This is a genomic window from Blautia sp. An249, from assembly GCF_002159835.1.
GTDB classification, from domain to species: Bacteria; Bacillota; Clostridia; order Lachnospirales; family Lachnospiraceae; genus Blautia_A; species Blautia_A avistercoris.
The window spans coordinates 73317-92291 of sequence record NZ_NFJL01000008.1 but is presented as its reverse complement, the minus strand read 5'-3'; the positions used below and the strand labels follow the sequence as shown (position 1 = coordinate 92291).

Below are 18975 nucleotides of genomic sequence, written 5' to 3'. Positions count from 1 at the left end.
AGGAATTACTATGACTCAGAAATATGTTTTGATTACCGGGGCCTCCCGGGGCATCGGCCGGGCCTGCGCCTGCTGTTTCGCTTCCCGGGGCTGGAATGTCATTGCCAATTGTCTGGAAAGAAAGGATCTTCTGGAAACTTTAAAAACAGAATTAGAAGAACAGTATTCTGTCTCCTGCTTTACCTCTCTGGGAGATGTGGGAGAAGAATCTTATGTAAAAGCTCTTTTTCAAATGATAGAAGAACAGGGGATAACTCTGAACGCCCTGGTAAATAATGCGGGAATCGCCTCCTACGGACTTCTGCAGGATGTTACTGCCGCAGAGTGGAACCGGGTGATTCAGACCAATTTAACTTCCGTCTTCCTGTGTTCCCGCCAGGCCGTTCCCCATTTTCTGAAAAATCATCAGGGCGCCATTGTAAATGTTTCTTCTATCTGGGGAAATGTGGGAAGCGCCTGCGAAACCATTTATTCCGCCAGTAAAGGGGGAATTAACGGTTTTACCCGTTCCCTGGCCAAAGAACTGGCTCCCAGCCATATCCGGGTAAATGCCGTGGCCTGCGGAGCCGTGGATACCGATATGAGTCGCTGTCTCAGCCAGGAAACCCTGGATCTGCTTAAAGAGGAAATTCCCTATGGACGTCTGGCGAAGCCGGAGGAAATCGCTGCCCTGGTCTACACCCTCGTGGCAGAGCAGACCTACCTCACCGGCCAGATTGTACAGATTGACGGGGGATGGTTCTGATTGAACAATTTCCTATTACACAAAAAAGCGCCGGCAGACAGTCACTCCTTTCAGGTTACTAAAATTATATGGCCTGAAAGGTTTTTTGTCCACTGGCGCTTCTGTTTCGTGAAACTTTTAATTGCAAAGGGAGTCTTCCTTTTTCTGTCCCAGTCCGTAAATTCTGTTATATTTTTCCCTCTCCCGTATTTCTTCAAATTCCTGCGTATTGAAAAATTCACTCAGCGATACCTTCAACCCGGAACAGATTTTTGCAACAGTAAAGATCCCCGGATTTTCCGTAGTACCATTTATGATTCGCATCAGCGTAGAAATGGGAATCGCGGCACGGTAAGACAAGGTATAGTAACTTATGCTTCCATCCTGACACAGAGTCTGAATACGTTCTCCTATGATTTTTGAATCATACACCTGATTTCCCCCGCTTTTCGATTTCCTCATTTTCTTACTTATATATAGTAAACGTAATACACAGGGAAAAATTACAAAAAATTTCAAATTATTTTTTCTTTTTTTTCAGGAAGGCTTCGATCTCCTCAATGGTCTTTGGAATTGAGGCAGTCAGTACCTCGCAGCCGTCTTCTGTTACCAGAATCGTATCTTCTATACGAATTCCGATTCCCAGTTCATCAAAATAAAGTCCCGGCTCCAGCGTAAACATCATATCCGGCTCTAATGCGGCCTCATCGTTGCCCACGTCATGGGTATAAAGACCGATATAATGTCCGGAGCTGTGGAAATAATACTTCTGAATCTCTTCCGGTTTCTGAATCATGCCGATTTTTATCAATTCTTCTGCCATGACCCTTTTGCTGATATTCTGCAGTTCGTTTTTCGGCTGTCCCGGCCTTGTGTGGGCGATGGCCGCCTCCAGTCCTTTTAAAACCACATTATACAGCTTCTTCTGCAGGGAGGTAAAGGTTCCGCCCACCGGATAGGTACGGCTTACGTCTGAAGCATAATAGCCCCATTCTGCCCCCAGGTCAAAGAGAATCAGATCCTCATCTTTCATCTTCCTGTCGTTTGCAACATAATGCATAATGCATGCGTTTTTTCCTGATGCGGCTATGGTTGGGAAGGCGTGGCGGGCGTGGTTTGCCTTCAGGGTATAATCAAAATACGCTTCCGCTTCGTATTCATGCATCCCCGGCTCCAGATGACTCAGAATATTTTCCACGCCTTTTCGGGTAATTTCACATGCTTTTCTGTGAAGAGCAATCTCTTCTTTTGATTTCACCTGACGAATCAAAGCCAGTTTCTGAAAAGTGTTGTACACATGGAGGTAAGGGTAGCTCTTTAAAACCTTCGCTGCAAATTTCTGAGCCTGATTGTTTCCCAGAGGCTCTTCCCAGTTTGCAATATCCACATACAGATTCTCAATCTCATTTCTTCTTCCTGCAAAAGGAAGACTCTCCTCAAACCGTTCCAGATATTCTACACATTCAATCCCTGTCTCTTCTCTGACGCTTTCTTTGGTATATACCACTCCCAGCCATCTGGCCTTCGTCTCATCGGGATGGTCAATAAATAAGGTTTCTCTGTATCTGCCGCCGACTTTCACGGCCATAAATATGGCTTTCGGATAGGAAAAGCCCGTTAAGTAATAAAAGTTGGCATAGGGCGTAAAGGGGAAAAGCTGATCTCCCCGATCTTCCTTCTCAATTCCGGAAAAAAGGAACCCCACAGAATTATCCTTTAACAGTTCTTTGTATTTCGCCCGTCTTGAGGCATGAAATTCTTTACTAACCATCCAATATTCCTCCTACTACAATATATTTATGGCTTATCTCCCTTACAGCCGGACTGTCCTCCGGGATTTCCCTGTAATATTAAAAGGGAACCGTCACATGGACAGTCCCCCTGGGCCCTTAAACTAATTCAACTAATACTTCCATAGCTGCATCGCCTTTACGTGGTCCAATCTTTACGATTCTGGTATAACCGCCGTTACGTCCCACATATTTCGGTGCAACTTCTTCAAACATTTTCTTAACCATATCAACGTCTTTGGTGTTTTTCTTTCTTCCGGCGCCTTTTGCAGGTACTTCTTTCACCGGATAGAAAATTTTCATCATCTGACGTCTTGCATGAAGTCTGGAAGGAGCGTCTTTTTTGATTTCCTTCTGTACTTCATCATATACCGTTTTCTTCTTTCCGTCAACAACTTCTTTTACTCTTTTTCCGTCTGCGTCCTTTTTCGGAACTTTTGCAGTTACGGTTACTGTTTCAAAGTTGTCCATCTCGCGAACTGCCATAGCGATTACGCCGTCAGCGATTTTACGGATTTCTTTTGCTTTTGCTTCTGTAGTAACAATCTTTCCATGGTATAAAAGAGCTGTTACCTGGCTTCTTAATAAAGCTTTTCTCTGTGCAGATGTTCTGCTTAATTTTCTATATTTTGCCATGATTTTTCCTCCATCTGTGGGACAGGCTGACATGCTTGTTCGGTCTTACTGCCAGTCTGCTTTGGCGCCCCACCCTCATTCTCACAGGCAGTCTGCCCGTGGCATTATTCTTCTGTAGGCTGTAACTGAAGCCCCAGTTCTTTTAATTTTGCAAGAACTTCTTCTAAGGATTTCCGTCCTAAGTTACGAACCTTCATCATATCGTCGGAAGTACGGTTGCAAAGTTCTTCCACAGTATTAATTCCGGCTCTCTTCAGACAGTTATAAGAACGAACGGAAAGTTCCAGTTCATCGATGCTCATTTCCAGAACTTTTTCTTTCTCATTGTCCTCTTTCTCAATCATAACTTCCGCAGTCTTCGCATTTTCGGAAAGGTCGATAAACAGGCTTAAATGCTCGCTTAATACCTTTGCCGCAAGGCTGACTGCCTCGTCCGGATCCAGAGTACCGTTGGTGTAAACATCCAGAGTCAGTTTATCGTAATCGGTAATCTGTCCCACACGGGTGTTCTCAACCGTAAGATTCACACGGTCAACCGGTGTGTAGATAGCGTCCACAGCGATAACGCCGATTGGCATGTCGTCTGATTTTCCCTTGTCTGCACTTACGTAGCCGCGTCCTTTGGTAATTGTCAGTTCCATAGTAAGACGGCAGTCTTTTCCGCCGTTTAATGTGGCAATTACCTGATCCGGATTCATAATCTCTATATCCTGATCCGCCTGAATATCAGCAGCCGTTACAACTCCCTTGCCTTCGCATTCAATGTATGCGGTCTTCGGCTCGTTGTCACTGCTGTGATTCTTAATTGCCAGGCTTTTCAGATTCATAATAATTTCTGTTACATCTTCTTTTACACCAGGGATTGAACTGAACTCATGAAGCACTCCGTCAATTTTCACCTGGCTTACGGCTGCTCCCGGAAGAGAAGAAAGCATGATTCTTCTCAGGGAGTTGCCCAGAGTAGTACCATAACCTCTTTCCAGAGGTTCTACGACAAACCTGCCATATCTTTTATCATCAGAAATTTCAGTGATCTCAATTTTAGGTTTATTAAAATCAAACACTTATTAGTTTCCCTCCTTCTGGGTTCATCATTGTTTGAGGGTATCTATTCTTTAAATTAGATGAAATTATTTAGAATACAATTCGACGATAAGCATTTCGTCTACTGGTACATCAATCATTTCTCTGGTTGGAAGTTCTTTTACAGTTCCTCTTAAAGCTTCCTGATCCACATCCAGCCATTCCGGAACTAATCTTCCGCCGGTGGTTTCCAGAATGCTCTTATATCTTTCAGAACCTTTGCATTTTTCTTTGATTTCGATCACATCGCCGGCTTTGATCAGGTAAGACGGAATGTTTACACATTTTCCGTTTACCATTACATGTTTGTGGTCAACGATCTGTCTTGCTTCTCTTCTGGTTCTTGCGAATCCCATACGGAATACTACGTTGTCCAGACGGGTTTCCAGCATAACCATCAGGTTTTCACCTGTCTGGCCTTTCATTCTGTCGGCTTTCTTATAGTAGTTACGGAAAGGTTTTTCCAGTACTCCGTAAATGAATTTTGCTTTCTGTTTTTCTCTTAACTGAAGTCCGTATTCAGATACTTTACGGTTCGCACGTTTTAACTGTCTTGTGGACTTTTTATCAATTCCTAAATAGATCGGATCCAGACCAAGAGATCTGCATCTTTTCAGAACAGGCACTCTATTTACTGCCATGGTAAGCTACCTCCTAATTAAACTCTTCTACGTTTTGGTGGACGACATCCGTTATGCGGAACCGGAGTTACGTCACGGATACTGGTTACTTCAAGACCGCATGCCTGAAGGGCACGAATTGCTGCTTCACGTCCGGAACCAGGTCCCTTTACCATAACATCAACTGTTTTTAAGCCATGCACTAATGCAGCCTTTGTTGCTGTCTCTGCTGCCATCTGTGCTGCATAAGGAGTAGATTTCCTTGAACCTCTAAATCCCAGACCACCGGCACTTGCCCATGAAAGAGCGTTTCCTTCTGTATCTGTCAATGTAACAATGGTATTGTTAAAAGAAGACTGGATATGTGCCTGTCCGCGTTCAACGTTTTTCTTGACACGACGTTTTGTCGTTTTCTTAGTCACTTTTGCCATTTTAAAACTAACCTACACTTTCCTTTTAATCGAATTTTAAGTTACTTATTTTTTCTTATTCGCTACCGTTCTCTTAGGACCTTTGCGTGTTCTTGCGTTTGTCTTTGTCTTCTGTCCACGAACAGGAAGTCCTTTTCTGTGACGGATTCCGCGATAGCATCCAATTTCCTGAAGTCTCTTGATGTTCAGAGCGATTTCTCTTCTTAAATCACCTTCCACCATCATGGTTTCATCAATAATTTCACGCATTTTATTAACTTCTTCGTCAGTCAGATCTCTGACACGGGTATCTGGATTTACTCCAGCCTGTTCCACAATCTTTGTTGCGCTTGATCTTCCAATTCCATAGATATAGGTAAGACCGATTTCTACACGTTTGTCTCTTGGTAAGTCTACACCAGCGATACGAGCCATGTAATTATTTCCTCCATTTTCTGCAGAAAGCCGCCCGATTCGGATACCACGGTGCAAAAAGCACGCGGTGAAATGGGGTATCTCTCTTCTTTGGCCTTCGTTAATATTGTTCCTAATTGGGGTGTCTCGGTAAACACCCAGCCGGAAAATCCGGCCTTTCCGAGCGATAGCTGCGCTATCTGTTGGCCAGAGGCCAGTCATTGCCCTCTCGGTATTAGGCAATATCTTATAAAATAAGAAGATTTCTCCTCTTACATTATTTTAAACAGTCCGGAACAACGTTTCCTGGTGTTCCGCACTGCAGCCGCACGTTTCTGTTCCAAACAGCCGGATGGTTCTTAACCCTGACGCTGTTTGTGTTTCGGATTTTCACAGATTACTCTGATACTTCCTTTTCTTTTGATAATTTTGCATTTTTCGCAAATCGGTTTTACAGATGACCTTACTTTCACTGGAAATCCTCCTTCCATTCCTGAATCAAAATGCTACGCGTAAACGCTCGGATTATATTCTAGCATTTACGCGCAGAAATTGCAAGTATCTTTTTACATTTTTCTTCTTTATTTATCACGCCAGATAATTCTGCCTTTTGTCAAATCGTAGGGAGAAAGTTCAATGGTAACCTTATCTCCTGGCAGGATACGGATAAAATTCATACGAAGTTTTCCGCTGATATGTGCCAGTACCACATGTTTATTTTCCAGTTCTACTCTAAACATGGCATTTGGCAGTTTCTCCAATACCGTGCCTTCCACTTCTATTACATCTGCTTTCGACATATTTAACCTCCAATGTCTCTGCTAACTATTTACTGCTGAGCGTTAAGAGCTCCGGTTCCCCGTCTGTTATCAAAACGGTATTCTCGTAATGAGCTGAAAGAGAACCATCTTCTGTTACAACGGTCCAGTCATCATCCAGCCATGCCACATCGGGACGCCCGATGTTGATCATAGGCTCAATGGCAAAGGTCATGCCTGCCATCAGACGAATCCCTCTGCGTTTCTGTGCGAAATTGGGGATCTGCGGATCTTCATGGAGATGGGTGCCGATTCCATGTCCAACCAGATCGCGGACAACTCCATATCCGAATTTCTCTGCATAAGCGCCAATCGCAGAAGAAATATCATTTAAATGATTTCCTGCTTTTGCATATTTTAAACCTTCAAAGAAGCACTGTCTGGTCACATCCATAAGCTGTTTCGCTTCCGGAGTTACCTCGCCTACCGCATAAGTTCTGGCTGCATCGGAATGGTAACCTTTATAAATCAGGCCTGCATCCACTTTCACCAGATCTCCGTCGCGGATAATCTTCTCCTTGGAAGGAATTCCATGAACCACTTCATCATTTAAACTGATACAAAAAGATGCCGGAAATCCGTTGTAATTCAGAAAATTGGGAATGCATCCTAATTCCCGAATCAGCTTCTCTCCCACCTTGTTTACTTCCCAGGTAGAAACTCCCGGTTTAATATACTGAGCCAGTTCATTGTGCACCTGTTCCAGCAGTTCACCGGCTTTTCTCATAAGCTCTATTTCTTTTTCTGTTTTTATCGACACCGACATTTCTTTCACTCCATCCTGCCATTTACGCTTATAATCTGACTTTTCCTGTTATTTATCTAAAATCTCTGTGATTGCCTGGAAGACTTCTTCCATGTCTTTCGTTCCGTCTACGGTCACTAAAATTTCTGCCTTTGTATAATAATCAATTAAAGGCTGGGTCTGCTCATGGTAGACATTCAGACGTTTCTGAACCGTTTCCGGTTTATCATCTTCTCTGAGAACCAGGGCTTCTCCGCAGGTATCACAAACGCCTTCTTTTTTGGGAGCTGCATATTTTAAATGATAAGTAGCGCCGCATTTTAAGCAGGCACGTCTTCCTGACATCCGGCTGATGATATTTTCATCGGGGACATCCACGTCAATGGCATAATCAATTTTGCTTCCCACTGCTTTTAAAGCGGCATCCAGACTCTCTGCCTGAGGAATGGTTCTCGGAAATCCGTCCAGAACATATCCTTTTTCGCAGTCCGGCTGACCCACCCGATCCACAACTAAGTCGCAGACCAGCTCATCAGGAACCAAGAGTCCCTGATCCATGTAAGTTTTTGCTTTTTTTCCAAGTTCTGTTCCGTTTTTAATATTGGCACGGAAAATATCTCCTGTAGAGATATGAGGAATGCTGTATTTTTCAGCGATTTTCTTAGCCTGTGTTCCTTTTCCTGCACCTGGTGCACCCAACATAATTAATCTCATAAAATAATACCTCCCACTTGTGGCTAAAAATGTTTTCATTTTTAGCAAAGCAAGGTTGCGGCATCTGCCACAACCTTATCCTAGACTGTTTCCTTAGCTGTTCAGGAATCCCTTGTAGTTGCGAACCAGCATCTGAGATTCAATCTGTTTAATTGTATCCAGAATAACCCCTACAATAATGATGAGGGAAGTTCCTCCAAATGATACGTCCGCACCGAATACTCCATTAAAGAAAAATGGAATTACGGCTACAATGATAAGACCTGTAGCACCTATAAAAATAATATAATTTAAGATTTTTGTCAAATAATCGCTGGTTGGTTTTCCAGGACGGATTCCCGGAATAAAGCCTCCCTGCTTTTTGATATTATCAGCAATTTCCAGCGGGTTAAAGGTAATGGAAGTATAAAAATATGCAAAGAATACTACCAGTACCACATAAATCAAAAGTCCCAGTGAATAAACAGGCCTGCTTGGATCACACCAGTTGCTGGAAGACAGCGTGTTTAAAATCTCTCCTCCAATACCGGTTCCTCCTGTTTTTCCCATAAATGTTGCAATAATCGTAGGGAAAGACATAATGGATGAAGCAAAAATAATAGGAATAACGCCTGCTGTATTCACTTTTAACGGAATAGAGCTGGACTGCCCTCCCATCATCTTACGGCCTACCATCTTCTTGGAATACTGTACCGGAATTTTTCTCTGTGCGCCGTTGAGAATTAATACAAAAACAGTTACTAAAATTACAACTGCAATAATAATGACGGCTGCCAGAGTTCCTTTGGCAATGGTTTTTCCCTGTACAAAGTTTTCATATAAACGTACAAAGTCGTTTGGAATTCTGGAAACAATGTTGATAGTCAGAACAATGGATGTACCGTTTCCGATTCCTTTTTCTGTAATACGTTCGCCCATCCACATCAGGAATCCGGAACCTGCTGTCAGGCAGGCAACAACTACAATTCCTTTTCCGAAGTTCATATCCGGAATTAAATTGGAGCGTCCGAATCCGATGCACATTGCGGTAGACTCAAACAGAGAAAGACCAATTGTCAGGTAACGGGTAATTGCTGTAATTTTCTTTCTGCCTTCTTCGCCGTCTTTATGCAGCTCTTCCAGTTTGGGAATAGCAATGGTTAAAAGCTGCATAATGATGGAAGATGTAATGTATGGCGTGATGTTTAATGCCAGTATGGACATCTGGGTGAAAGATCCGCCGGTGAATGCATCAAAAAAGTTAAATGCATCCGAGGACTGGCTTGCAAACCAGTTCTGGATTTCGGAAGTGTCAACTCCCGGAATCGGCATATTGGAACCGATACGGATCACCAGAATCATCCAGACTACATACAACAGTTTTCGGCGAATGTCTTTTAATTTAACTACGTTCTGAAGAGTCTCAAACATTAAATCACCTCAACTGTTCCACCCGCTGCTTCAATTTTTGCTTTCGCACTTTCGCTGAAGGCGTTTACTTTCACATTCAGCTTCTTTGTCAGATCACCGTTTCCGAGGATCTTAACACCATCTCTTGCATGAGAGATTGCTCCGCTTTCCAGAAGTTTTTCTACAGTTACTTCTGTTCCGTCTTCAAATCTCTCCAGCACGCTGACGTTAATTGCAACAATATCCTTGGAGTTGCGGTTTGTGAAACCTCTCTTCGGGATACGTCTGTATAAAGGCATCTGACCGCCTTCAAATCCTGCCTTCTTAGCGCCGGAACGTGCTAACTGTCCTTTATGTCCTTTACCAGCGGTCTTTCCGTTACCGGAACCATGGCCACGGCCTCTTCTGAAATTATTGCTGTGCTTAGAACCTTCTGCCGGTCTTAAGTTTGATAAATCCATGTGGGCACCTCCTTTTAATCTGCTATCTGTATATCTGTTTTAAGCTTCTTCTACTTTCACTAAATGCTGAACCTGTTTAATCATACCTCTGGTAGCTGCATTGTCCGGCATGATAACACTTTTATTGGTTTTCTTCAGCCCCATTGCTTCTACCGTTTTTTTATGTTTCGGAACAGCTCCGATTGTAGATTTTACTAATGTTACTTTTAAGTCTGCCATCTTCTTTTCCTCCTTAAGCAAAAATCTCTTCAACAGATTTTCCGCGAAGTTTTGCTACTTCTTCCGGAGTCTTTAACTGCTTTAATCCTTCGATGGTTGCAAGTACTACGTTCTGCTTATTTCTGGAACCCATGCATTTTGTACGGATGTTTTTAATACCTGCTAATTCGATTACGGCACGGGCAGGACCTCCGGCGATAACACCGGTACCTTCCGGGGCACGTTTCAGAAGCATCTGAGCGCTTCCGAATTTACCGATAAAGTCATGGGTAATACTTCCGTTTTCATCTCTTGCTACAGTAACCAGTTTCTTCATTGCATCTTCTTTTCCTTTGCGGATTGCTTCCGGAATTTCAGTTGCTTTTCCTAAGCCTGCACCAACATGGCCATTGCCGTCTCCCACAACAACTAAAGCTGTGAAACGGAAGTTACGACCACCTTTAACAACCTTGGTAACACGCTTAATTGATACTACTTTATCTTCTAATTCTAACTGACTAGCATCAATAAGATTACGTTTCATGCGTTTGCGTCCTCCCTTTCTTAGAAATCCAGTCCAGCTTCTCTTGCTGCGTCTGCCAGTGCTTTCACTTTTCCGTGATATATAAAGCCGCCTCTGTCAAAAACAACCTGGGAAATACCTGCTTCTACTGCTTTCTTTCCGATTACAGTTCCCAGATATGCTGCTGCTTTTACATCGTTGGTATGCTCTAATTCTGCTTTTACGTCTTTCTGAAGAGTAGAAGCTGATACTAAAGTCTTGCCAACTGTGTCATCAATAATCTGGGCGTACATATGCTTGTCGCTTCTGAATACAGCCAGACGCGGGCACTGTGCGGTGCCGCTTAAATGATGACGTAATCTTCTATGCTTATTACGGCGAATATCTGCCTTACATGCTTTCTTTATCATTTTCACACTCTCCTTATTTATTTCTTACCAGTTTTACCAACTTTACGTCTGATAACTTCATCCGCATATTTAATACCTTTGCCCTTATATGGCTCAGGTCTTCTCTTGTCTCTGATTTCAGCAGCGAACTGTCCTACTTTTTCTTTGTCAATACCAGAAACAATGATCTGATTTCCTTCTACTTTGGATTCCAGTCCTTCTGGATCTTCCATTTCTACCGGATGGGAATAACCTAAGGATAATACTAATTTCTTGCCCTGTTTCTGAGCTCTGTAACCTACACCGTTTACTTCCAGAGTTTTTGTATATCCTTCGCTTACGCCAACAACCATGTTGTGCAGAAGGCTTCTGGTTAAACCATGCAGGGATTTCATTTTCTTTAAATCGTTTGGTCTTGTTACTACCACATGACCGTCTTCCATCTTGATTTCCATCTCTGTTGGAAGAGCTTTCTCTAAGGTTCCTTTTGGTCCCTTAACGGTTACTAAATTGCCATCTTTAATGTCTACAGTTACTCCTGCAGGAACTTCGATTGGCAGTCTGCCGATTCGTGACATAAGATTGTCCTCCTTACTTAGATTGTCGGAGAGGAATAGGCTTCCTCTCTGTTTTCAGTGATTGCAGGTTGTCTGGCTTTACCAAACGAAAGCTAATACTTCTCCGCCTACCTGCTGTTTTCTGGCTTCTTTATCTGTGATTACGCCTTTGTTTGTGGAAATGATAGCCACGCCCAGTCCTCCGAGAACCTTCGGCAGTTCGTCTTTTCCGGCGTATACACGCAGACCCGGTTTGGAAATTCTCTTCAGGCCTGTGATAATTTTTTCGTTTTTATCTTCACCATATTTTAATGTAATATGGATATTTTTAAAGCTTCCATCTTCTACCAGATCGTATTTTGCAATATATCCTTCATCTAAAAGAATGTCTGCAATCGCAATTTTCATTTTAGAAGCCGGTACATCTACGGTATCGTGTTTTGCAGTGTTCGCGTTACGGATTCTTGTAAGCATATCTGCAATCGGATCACTCATTGTCATATCAGTTTGCCTCCTTCCTTATCTTACCAACTTGCTTTTTTCACACCAGGGATCTGTCCCTTATATGCTAATTCACGGAAACAAATTCTGCAGATTCCGTATTTTCTTAAATAAGCATGTGGACGGCCACAGATTCTGCAGCGGTTGTATTCTCTTGTGGAGAATTTCGCTTTACGCTGCTGTTTGATTTTCATTGCTGTTTTAGCCATGAATCATTCCTCCTATTATTTCGCAAACGGCATGTTGAATAATTTCAGTAACTCACGGGCTTCTTCATCTGTCTTAGCAGTAGTTACGAAAATAATATCCATACCTCTTACTTTGTCTACCTTGTCATACTCTACTTCCGGGAAAATTAACTGCTCTTTAATACCCAGAGCATAGTTTCCTCTTCCATCAAATGCGTTTGGATTTACGCCGCGGAAGTCACGTACACGCGGAAGAGCCAGGTTGATCAGGCGATCCGCAAACTCATACATTTTCTCGCCTCTTAATGTGACCTTACAGCCGATTGGCATACCTTCACGGATTTTGAAGTTTGCCACAGATTTCTTTGCTTTTGTGGCAACTGCCTTCTGTCCTGTAATCAATTCCATATCTGCAATGGCGGCATCCAGAAGTTTTGCATTTTCTTTTGCCTCACCAACACCCATGTTGACAACGATTTTTTCGAGTTTTGGCACTTCCATTACGTTTTTATATCCAAATTTCTTTGTCATGGCATCCATGATTTCGTTTTTATAAAGATCTTTTAATCTGCTCATTTGTCATGCCTCCTCTCTTAATTAATCGATAACGTCACCAGTGGATTTTGCGATGCGGACTTTCTTGTCTCCATCCATTTTAAATCCGACTCTGGTTGCCTTTCCTTTGTAAACATACATTACGTTGGATGCATGAATCGGAGCTTCCTTGTTCACGATTCCGCCCTGCTGGTTGGCAACAGATGGTTTTGTATGTTTGGTAATCATGTTTACGTTTTCCACAAGAACGGTATTGTCTTTCTTGTTTACAGCAAGAACTTTTCCTTCCTTGCCTTTATCTTTACCGGCAATTACTTTTACAGTATCGCCTTTTTTAATTTTCATAGCTGACATACGCACCCTCCTATAATACTTCCGGAGCTAAGGACACGATTTTCATGAATTTCTTTTCACGAAGCTCTCTGGCAACTGGTCCAAAGATACGTGTTCCTCTCGGAGTTAAGTCGTCTTTTATGATAACGGCAGCATTCTCATCAAATTTGATGTAAGAACCGTCTTTACGGCGTGTTCCCTTTACTGTACGTACAACAACTGCCTTTACAACGTCGCCTTTTTTTACAACGCCTCCTGGTGTTGCATCTTTAACAGTAGCAACGATGGTATCGCCAATGCTTGCATATCTTCTTGTAGAGCCGCCCATAACACGAATACAAAGGATTTCTTTTGCACCAGTGTTGTCGGCAACTTTCAGTCTCGTTTCCTGCTGAATCATACTGGTTTCCTCCTTATTTCACTTTCTCTACAACTTCTACAAGTCTCCATCTCTTGTCTTTGGATAAAGGTCTTGTCTCCATAACTTTTACGGTATCACCAATATTGCACTCATTGTTTTCATCATGAGCTTTTAATTTATACGTTCTCTTTACGATTTTCTTGTAAAGAGGATGCTTTACATGGTCTTCAATGGCAACAACGATGGTTTTTTCCATTTTATTGCTGACTACCTTACCCACACGGGTTTTTCTCAGATTTCTTTCCACGAGATTTGCCTCCTTATGATATTTTCCGGCATACTTTCCTGCCTTTGCCAGCTTTTTTATTCAGCAGCTTTTTGAGCGATTACGGTCTGAATTCTGGCAATATTTTTACGAACCTCTTTGATTCTGCTGGTATTGTCCAACTGGTTGGTTGCATTCTGAAATCTCAAATTAAAGAGTTCCTTTTTAGCAGCTACTAATTCCTGATTCAATTCTGTAGCTGATTTGCTTCTTAAATCTTCTACAAATTTATTAATTTTCACTGTTATCACCGCCTTCTAAGTCTGCACGAGAAACGATTTTACATTTGCAGGGTAACTTATGCATTGCAAGACGTAAAGCTTCGCGTGCGGTTGCTTCGGGAACACCTGCGATTTCGAACATTACGCGTCCCGGTTTTACTACTGCTACCCAGTACTCTAAAGTACCTTTACCGGAACCCATACGTGTTTCTGCCGGTTTTGCTGTAACTGGTTTATCTGGGAATATTTTAATCCAAACTTTTCCGCCACGTTTGATATAACGGGTCATTGCAATACGTGCTGCTTCAATCTGATTTGATTTAATCCAGCATGGCTCTGCTGCAACAAGACCGTACTCACCATAGTTGATTTTATTGCCTCTTAAAGCTTTTCCTCTCATGGATCCACGGAATTGTTTACGACGTTTTACTCTTTTTGGCATTAACATTATTTATCGCTCCCTTCCTTAGCTCCTTTTGTTGGAAGTACTTCACCATTATAGATCCACGCTTTTACACCAACCTTGCCATAGGTGGTATCTGCTTCAGCGAAACCATAATCAATATCTGCGCGGAGTGTCTGCAGAGGGATGTTTCCTTCACTGTAAAATTCTGTACGCGCCATATCTGCACCGCCCAGACGTCCGGATACTGCAGTCTTAATACCTTTTGCTCCTGCTTTCATGGTTCTGGACATGGTGGATTTCATTGCACGACGGAAAGAAATACGGTTTTCAAGCTGAAGTGCAATATTTTCTGCTACTAACTGAGCGTCTCTGTCCGGTCTCTTTACTTCTTTGATGTCTACGATCAGTTTTTTGTCTGTGTATTTCTGTAATTCTGCTTTTACTTTTTCAATTTCGGAACCGCCTTTACCAATAACGATACCCGGTTTTGCTGTATAAATAATCACTTTCACACGATCAGATGCTCTTTCGATTTCAATCTTGGAAACACCTGCGCTGTATAATTTCTTCTTTAAGAAAGTTCTGATGTTGTAATCTTCTACTAAATAGTCTGCGAAGTCGCCTTCTGCATACCACTTGGAGTCCCAGTCTTTAATAACTCCGACTCTAAGACCATGTGGGTTAACTTTCTGTCCCATGTTCTACCTCCTATCTTTCATCCAGTACAATCGTGATATGGCTTGTTCTTTTTTCGATTCTGTAAGCTCTGCCCTGAGCTCTTGGCTGAATTCTCTTCATTGTCGGTCCTTTGTTTGCATAACATTCTGCAATGTAAAGGTTCTCCGGATTCATACCATTGTTATTTTCTGCGTTTGCAATTGCAGATTCCAGAAGTTTCTTTAATACGCTGGAAGCATATCTGGGATTGTATGTCAGGATACCAAGCGCTGTCTGTACGTCTTTGCCACGGATTACATCTAATACGTAGCAGGCTTTCTGTACAGAGATTCTTGCGTAAGATAATTTCGCAGATGGTCTTGTCTCTCTATTATTCTCATTTCTTGCTCTCTTTATCTGGCTTCTATGTCCTTTTGCCATCGGAAAGCTCCTCCTTTCATAGTGACTGCTTTTCGCAGGAATACGCACCTCCTCCACATTCTGACTTTCAGTCAGAGCTGCGGCAGCGGTGCCTCCTTGCATCTATTTTTTCGTCTCAGTTCTAGCGGCCTGATTTCTTTTCGTCTTTTCCATGTCCTCTGTAAGTTCTTGTTGCTACGAACTCACCCAGTTTATGGCCTACCATATCTTCTGTGATATATACCGGCACATGTTTTCTTCCGTCATGAACTGCGATGGTATGTCCAACGAATGACGGGAAGATTGTGGAACGACGGGACCAGGTCTTGATTACGGTCTTTTCATTGGATGCGTTTAATGCATCTACTTTTTTCAGTAAGCTTGCATCTGCAAATGGTCCTTTTTTCAGTGAACGAGCCATTGTTTACCCTCCTTATTATTTCGCTAATGCTTTGCCATCGCGTCTTCTTACGATGAGCTTGTTGGACTGTTTGTTTTTCTTTCTGGTCTTCAGACCTAAAGCAGGTTTACCCCATGGAGTACATGGACCCGGACGTCCGATACCAGTCTTTCCTTCACCACCACCGTGTGGATGGTCATTCGGGTTCATAACGGAACCGCGAACGGTAGGACGGATACCCATGTGACGTTTACGTCCTGCTTTACCGATATTTACCAGATTGTGATCTCCGTTTCCAACAACGCCGATGGAAGCACGGCAAACAATCGGAACCATTCTCATTTCACCGGAAGGAAGTCTTAAGGTTGCATACTTACCTTCTTTTGCCATTAACTGTGCGCCGTTTCCTGCAGAACGAACCAGCTGTCCGCCTTTTCCAGGATACAGTTCAATATTATGGATTACAGTACCTACCGGAATTTCTGACAGAGGCAGGCAGTTTCCAACTCTTACTTCTGCTTCTGCACCGCTCATAACTTTTGCGCCGACTTTCAGTCCTTCCGGAGCCAGGATATAAGCTTTCTCGCCGTCTGCATAGCAGATCAGAGCAATGTTTGCTGTTCTGTTCGGATCGTATTCGATAGCTGTAACAGTTGCCGGAATACCATCTTTTTTATTTCTTTTAAAATCAATGATTCTGTATTTTCTTCTGCTTCCGCCTCCGCGGTGTCTCACGGTGATTTTACCCTGATTGTTACGGCCGGCGTTCTTCTTTAAAGATACCACCAGAGACTTTTCCGGAGTTGATTTTGTCACTTCTGAAAAATCAGAACCAGTCATATGTCTTCTGGAAGGTGTATATGGGTTATAGGTTTTAATTCCCATTTTTGTTTCTCCTTTCGAATATTATCTGTCATGCTTTCCAGCATATATCCGCAGCGGTTTACCGCCACTGGGGAATCTTAAAGTCCCTCGAAGATTTCAATATCCTTGCTGTCTTCTGTTAAAGCAACAATGGCTTTTTTGGTTTTTGCTGTTCTTCCGTATACCATACCGCGTCTTTTCTTCTTTCCATTCATGTTCATGGTGTTTACGGATTTTACTTTTGTTCCTTCGAACATTTTTTCAACAGCTTCTTTAATCTGTGCTTTATTTGCTTCCGGATGTACTAAGAAAGTATATTTCTTGTCGCTCATAGCGTCCATACTTTTTTCTGTAATTACCGGTTTTAAAATCACGTCGTAATACTTAATATCTGCCATTATGCGTACACCTCCTCGATAGATGCAACAGCGTCTTTGGTCAGTACCAGAGTGCTGTGCTTCAGAACATCGTATACGTTGATGGTATTTGTAGTTGCAGTTTCAACGCCTGCCAGGTTTCTTGCAGACATAATCACATTCTGATCATCCTGTGCCATAACAACAAGCGCTTTCTCTGCTTTCAGATTTTCCAGAACTTTTTTCATTTCTTTTGTCTTGATTGCATCCAGTTTCAGTTCGTCTACAACTACCAGTTTGTTATCCTGAACTTTAGATGTAAGTACGGAACGAAGAGCAGCTCTTCTTTCTTTCTTATTCATCTTTACTTCGTAATCTCTCGGAACCGGTGCGAATACAACTCCGCCGCCTGTCCACTGTGGAGCCCGGATAGAACCCTGTCTTGCATGACCAGTTCCTTTCTGTCTCCATGGTTTTCTTCCACCGCCTCTTACTTCAGAACGGGTTTTCGCTTTCTGTGTTCCCTGACGTTTGTTTGCCAGCTGGCGAACAACTGCCAGATGAACCAAATGTTCGTTAATTTTAGCTCCGAACACGGCATCATTTAATTCCATGGTGCCCACTTCATTGCCTTCCATATTATAAACAGATACGTTTGCCATCTGTGTGCTCCTCCTTTCCTATTATAAGGACTTTACTGTTTCTTTAATAGTTACTAAAGATTTCTTAGGTCCTGGAACAGCACCTTTTACTAACAGTAAGTTGTTTTCAGCGTCTACTTTTACTACTTCCAGATTCTGAACAGTTACCTGCACATGTCCCATATGTCCCGGCATTTTCTTTCCTTTAAATACCTTGCTGGGATCGGATGCAGCGCCGTTGGAACCTGCATGACGATGATATTTGGAACCATGAGCCATAGGTCCTCTGGACTGGCCATGTCTCTTAATCGCGCCCTGGTATCCTTTACCTTTGGAAACAGCAGTTGCATCAATGTGATCGCCTGCTGTAAAAGCGTCTACTTTAATTTCCTGTCCTACTTCGTAGCTTTCAGCGTCTTCCAGTCTGAACTCTTTTACATATCTCTTCGGAGCAACGCCTGCTTTATCGAAATGTCCTTTTTCCGGTTTATTTACAAGATTCTCTCTCTTGTCAGCAAAACCAACCTGTACAGCGCTGTATCCATCGTTTTCTTCTGTCTTTACCTGAGTTACCACACATGGGCCGGCCTGCAGTACAGTTACAGGGATTAACGCGCCTTCTTCATTGAAGATCTGGGTCATTCCGACTTTTGTAGCTAAAATAGCTTTCTTCATTCTTTCTTCCTCCTTATAGCGGATTACCTGTCGGTAATCATATAGTTATATGAAGTTTCGTCCCGCCTTTCGGCAAGGCAAAACCTGTTACACAAATTTATTTCGTTTTCATTTTAATGTCGATATGAACACCTGCCGGCATTTCCAGTCTGGATAATGCATCAACTGTTTTCTGGGTTGGTGTTAAAATATCAATCAGTCTCTTGTGAGTTCTCTGTTCAAACTGTTCTCTGGAGTCTTTGTATTTATGAACCGCTCTTAAGATAGTTACTACTTCCTTCTTAGTAGGAAGAGGTACCGGTCCGCTCACCATTGCTCCGTTCTTTTTTACAGTTTCAATAATCTTTGCTGCTGATGCATCTACTAATTGATGATCATACGCTTTCAGTGTAATTCTCATTACTTGACTTGCCATAAAAAAAGTCGCCTCCTTTTCGCACTAATTATCAGTACGACAAGCGGTGACTGTACACATCTCCGTGTGTGTCTTAAACTCTTACACACATCCTGCTTATCAAAAGCAGTTTCTAATGAACTTGTACAGTGACTTGTCGTCAGTTTCCTAACTTGACATTCGCTCCACGGAAAACCTGCCATTTTC

General features: G+C 42.6%; 34 protein-coding genes. 1 reads left to right on the top strand and 33 read right to left on the bottom strand.

Annotated features, from left to right (window positions below; all coding sequences use genetic code 11):
* Positions 1-10 precede the first annotated feature (10 nt).
* On the top strand, positions 11-745 hold the full coding sequence (ymfI, locus tag B5F53_RS09265; RefSeq protein ID WP_087222639.1) for an elongation factor P 5-aminopentanone reductase: 735 nt from the start codon (positions 11-13) through the stop codon (positions 743-745).
* A 117-nt stretch (positions 746-862) separates the two neighbouring features.
* On the opposite strand, the gene B5F53_RS09260 is transcribed toward ymfI, so the two are convergent.
* From B5F53_RS09260 to rpsJ, 33 genes are all read right to left on the bottom strand, one after another.
* Positions 863-1156: a helix-turn-helix domain-containing protein gene (locus tag B5F53_RS09260; RefSeq protein ID WP_242970281.1), complete on the bottom strand. Its 294-nt coding sequence runs from the start codon at positions 1154-1156 to the stop codon at positions 863-865.
* An 88-nt stretch (positions 1157-1244) separates the two neighbouring features.
* Positions 1245-2495, bottom strand: coding sequence for an aminopeptidase P family protein (locus B5F53_RS09255; protein ID WP_087222637.1), 1251 nt, complete (start codon positions 2493-2495; stop codon positions 1245-1247).
* A gap of 118 nt (positions 2496-2613) precedes the next feature.
* A complete protein-coding gene (locus B5F53_RS09250) occupies positions 2614-3150 on the bottom strand; it encodes a bL17 family ribosomal protein (protein WP_087222635.1) in 537 nt (178 codons plus the stop codon).
* 104 nt (positions 3151-3254) lie between these two features.
* Positions 3255-4214 (bottom strand): DNA-directed RNA polymerase subunit alpha, encoded by a 960-nt coding sequence (locus B5F53_RS09245; RefSeq protein ID WP_087222633.1) that lies wholly within the window; start codon positions 4212-4214, stop codon positions 3255-3257.
* 66 nt (positions 4215-4280) lie between these two features.
* The gene (gene rpsD, locus B5F53_RS09240; protein ID WP_087222631.1) at positions 4281-4874 is read right to left on the bottom strand and encodes a 30S ribosomal protein S4; all 594 of its coding nucleotides are present in this window, start codon (positions 4872-4874) and stop codon (positions 4281-4283) included.
* A 17-nt stretch (positions 4875-4891) separates the two neighbouring features.
* Positions 4892-5284 (bottom strand): 30S ribosomal protein S11, encoded by a 393-nt coding sequence (rpsK, locus tag B5F53_RS09235; protein WP_087222629.1) that lies wholly within the window; start codon positions 5282-5284, stop codon positions 4892-4894.
* 45 nt (positions 5285-5329) lie between these two features.
* Positions 5330-5698, bottom strand: a complete 369-nt coding sequence (gene rpsM, locus B5F53_RS09230) for a 30S ribosomal protein S13 (RefSeq protein ID WP_087222627.1) — start codon at positions 5696-5698, stop codon at positions 5330-5332.
* Positions 5699-6036: 338 nt separating this feature from the next.
* Positions 6037-6150, bottom strand: coding sequence for a 50S ribosomal protein L36 (gene rpmJ / locus B5F53_RS09225; protein ID WP_003497809.1), 114 nt, complete (start codon positions 6148-6150; stop codon positions 6037-6039).
* A gap of 108 nt (positions 6151-6258) precedes the next feature.
* Complete coding sequence (gene infA / locus B5F53_RS09220) at positions 6259-6477, bottom strand: translation initiation factor IF-1 (RefSeq protein WP_087222625.1); 219 nt, start codon at positions 6475-6477, stop codon at positions 6259-6261.
* A 25-nt stretch (positions 6478-6502) separates the two neighbouring features.
* Positions 6503-7261, bottom strand: a complete 759-nt coding sequence (gene map / locus B5F53_RS09215) for a type I methionyl aminopeptidase (RefSeq protein WP_087222623.1) — start codon at positions 7259-7261, stop codon at positions 6503-6505.
* A gap of 48 nt (positions 7262-7309) precedes the next feature.
* A complete protein-coding gene (locus tag B5F53_RS09210) occupies positions 7310-7954 on the bottom strand; it encodes an adenylate kinase (RefSeq protein WP_087222621.1) in 645 nt (214 codons plus the stop codon).
* A gap of 93 nt (positions 7955-8047) precedes the next feature.
* On the bottom strand, positions 8048-9364 hold the full coding sequence (gene secY, locus B5F53_RS09205) for a preprotein translocase subunit SecY (RefSeq protein ID WP_087222619.1): 1317 nt from the start codon (positions 9362-9364) through the stop codon (positions 8048-8050).
* Positions 9364-9804 (bottom strand): 50S ribosomal protein L15, encoded by a 441-nt coding sequence (gene rplO, locus B5F53_RS09200; protein WP_087222617.1) that lies wholly within the window; start codon positions 9802-9804, stop codon positions 9364-9366. Before rplO ends, secY begins: the two co-directional genes overlap by 1 nt.
* A 39-nt stretch (positions 9805-9843) precedes the next feature.
* Entirely contained in the window at positions 9844-10023 is a 180-nt protein-coding gene (gene rpmD / locus B5F53_RS09195) for a 50S ribosomal protein L30 (protein ID WP_087222615.1), read from the bottom strand.
* A gap of 13 nt (positions 10024-10036) precedes the next feature.
* Complete coding sequence (rpsE, locus tag B5F53_RS09190; protein ID WP_087222613.1) at positions 10037-10546, bottom strand: 30S ribosomal protein S5; 510 nt, start codon at positions 10544-10546, stop codon at positions 10037-10039.
* 20 nt (positions 10547-10566) lie between these two features.
* Entirely contained in the window at positions 10567-10935 is a 369-nt protein-coding gene (gene rplR / locus B5F53_RS09185; protein ID WP_087222611.1) for a 50S ribosomal protein L18, read from the bottom strand.
* 17 nt (positions 10936-10952) lie between these two features.
* Positions 10953-11492 carry a 50S ribosomal protein L6 gene (gene rplF / locus B5F53_RS09180; protein WP_087222609.1) on the bottom strand — a complete coding sequence of 180 codons (540 nt, stop codon included), beginning with the start codon at positions 11490-11492 and terminating at the stop codon, positions 10953-10955.
* Between the two features lie 78 nt (positions 11493-11570).
* On the bottom strand, positions 11571-11972 hold the full coding sequence (rpsH, locus tag B5F53_RS09175) for a 30S ribosomal protein S8 (protein WP_087222607.1): 402 nt from the start codon (positions 11970-11972) through the stop codon (positions 11571-11573).
* Between the two features lie 23 nt (positions 11973-11995).
* Positions 11996-12181, bottom strand: coding sequence for a type Z 30S ribosomal protein S14 (locus B5F53_RS09170; RefSeq protein ID WP_022461653.1), 186 nt, complete (start codon positions 12179-12181; stop codon positions 11996-11998).
* A 15-nt stretch (positions 12182-12196) separates the two neighbouring features.
* The gene (rplE, locus tag B5F53_RS09165; protein ID WP_087222605.1) at positions 12197-12736 is read right to left on the bottom strand and encodes a 50S ribosomal protein L5; all 540 of its coding nucleotides are present in this window, start codon (positions 12734-12736) and stop codon (positions 12197-12199) included.
* Positions 12737-12757: 21 nt separating this feature from the next.
* Entirely contained in the window at positions 12758-13069 is a 312-nt protein-coding gene (gene rplX / locus B5F53_RS09160) for a 50S ribosomal protein L24 (RefSeq protein WP_087222603.1), read from the bottom strand.
* Between the two features lie 10 nt (positions 13070-13079).
* Entirely contained in the window at positions 13080-13448 is a 369-nt protein-coding gene (gene rplN / locus B5F53_RS09155; protein ID WP_087222601.1) for a 50S ribosomal protein L14, read from the bottom strand.
* Positions 13449-13461: 13 nt separating this feature from the next.
* A complete protein-coding gene (gene rpsQ, locus B5F53_RS09150; protein WP_087222599.1) occupies positions 13462-13716 on the bottom strand; it encodes a 30S ribosomal protein S17 in 255 nt (84 codons plus the stop codon).
* 56 nt (positions 13717-13772) lie between these two features.
* Positions 13773-13976, bottom strand: a complete 204-nt coding sequence (rpmC, locus tag B5F53_RS09145) for a 50S ribosomal protein L29 (protein WP_087222597.1) — start codon at positions 13974-13976, stop codon at positions 13773-13775.
* Complete coding sequence (gene rplP / locus B5F53_RS09140; protein WP_087222595.1) at positions 13966-14403, bottom strand: 50S ribosomal protein L16; 438 nt, start codon at positions 14401-14403, stop codon at positions 13966-13968. Before rplP ends, rpmC begins: the two co-directional genes overlap by 11 nt.
* The gene (rpsC, locus tag B5F53_RS09135; protein WP_087222593.1) at positions 14403-15059 is read right to left on the bottom strand and encodes a 30S ribosomal protein S3; all 657 of its coding nucleotides are present in this window, start codon (positions 15057-15059) and stop codon (positions 14403-14405) included. The genes rplP and rpsC overlap by 1 nt, the downstream gene beginning before the upstream one ends.
* 10 nt (positions 15060-15069) lie before the next feature.
* Positions 15070-15459, bottom strand: a complete 390-nt coding sequence (gene rplV, locus B5F53_RS09130; RefSeq protein ID WP_087222590.1) for a 50S ribosomal protein L22 — start codon at positions 15457-15459, stop codon at positions 15070-15072.
* Positions 15460-15580: 121 nt separating this feature from the next.
* Positions 15581-15859 (bottom strand): 30S ribosomal protein S19, encoded by a 279-nt coding sequence (gene rpsS, locus B5F53_RS09125; protein ID WP_087222587.1) that lies wholly within the window; start codon positions 15857-15859, stop codon positions 15581-15583.
* A 15-nt stretch (positions 15860-15874) separates the two neighbouring features.
* Positions 15875-16723: a 50S ribosomal protein L2 gene (gene rplB, locus B5F53_RS09120; RefSeq protein ID WP_087222585.1), complete on the bottom strand. Its 849-nt coding sequence runs from the start codon at positions 16721-16723 to the stop codon at positions 15875-15877.
* Positions 16724-16800: 77 nt separating this feature from the next.
* Complete coding sequence (rplW, locus tag B5F53_RS09115; protein ID WP_087222583.1) at positions 16801-17100, bottom strand: 50S ribosomal protein L23; 300 nt, start codon at positions 17098-17100, stop codon at positions 16801-16803.
* Positions 17100-17720, bottom strand: a complete 621-nt coding sequence (rplD, locus tag B5F53_RS09110) for a 50S ribosomal protein L4 (RefSeq protein ID WP_087222581.1) — start codon at positions 17718-17720, stop codon at positions 17100-17102. The genes rplW and rplD overlap by 1 nt, the downstream gene beginning before the upstream one ends.
* 21 nt (positions 17721-17741) lie before the next feature.
* The gene (rplC, locus tag B5F53_RS09105; protein ID WP_087222579.1) at positions 17742-18374 is read right to left on the bottom strand and encodes a 50S ribosomal protein L3; all 633 of its coding nucleotides are present in this window, start codon (positions 18372-18374) and stop codon (positions 17742-17744) included.
* Between the two features lie 97 nt (positions 18375-18471).
* A complete protein-coding gene (gene rpsJ / locus B5F53_RS09100; protein ID WP_087222577.1) occupies positions 18472-18789 on the bottom strand; it encodes a 30S ribosomal protein S10 in 318 nt (105 codons plus the stop codon).
* Positions 18790-18975 lie beyond the last annotated feature (186 nt).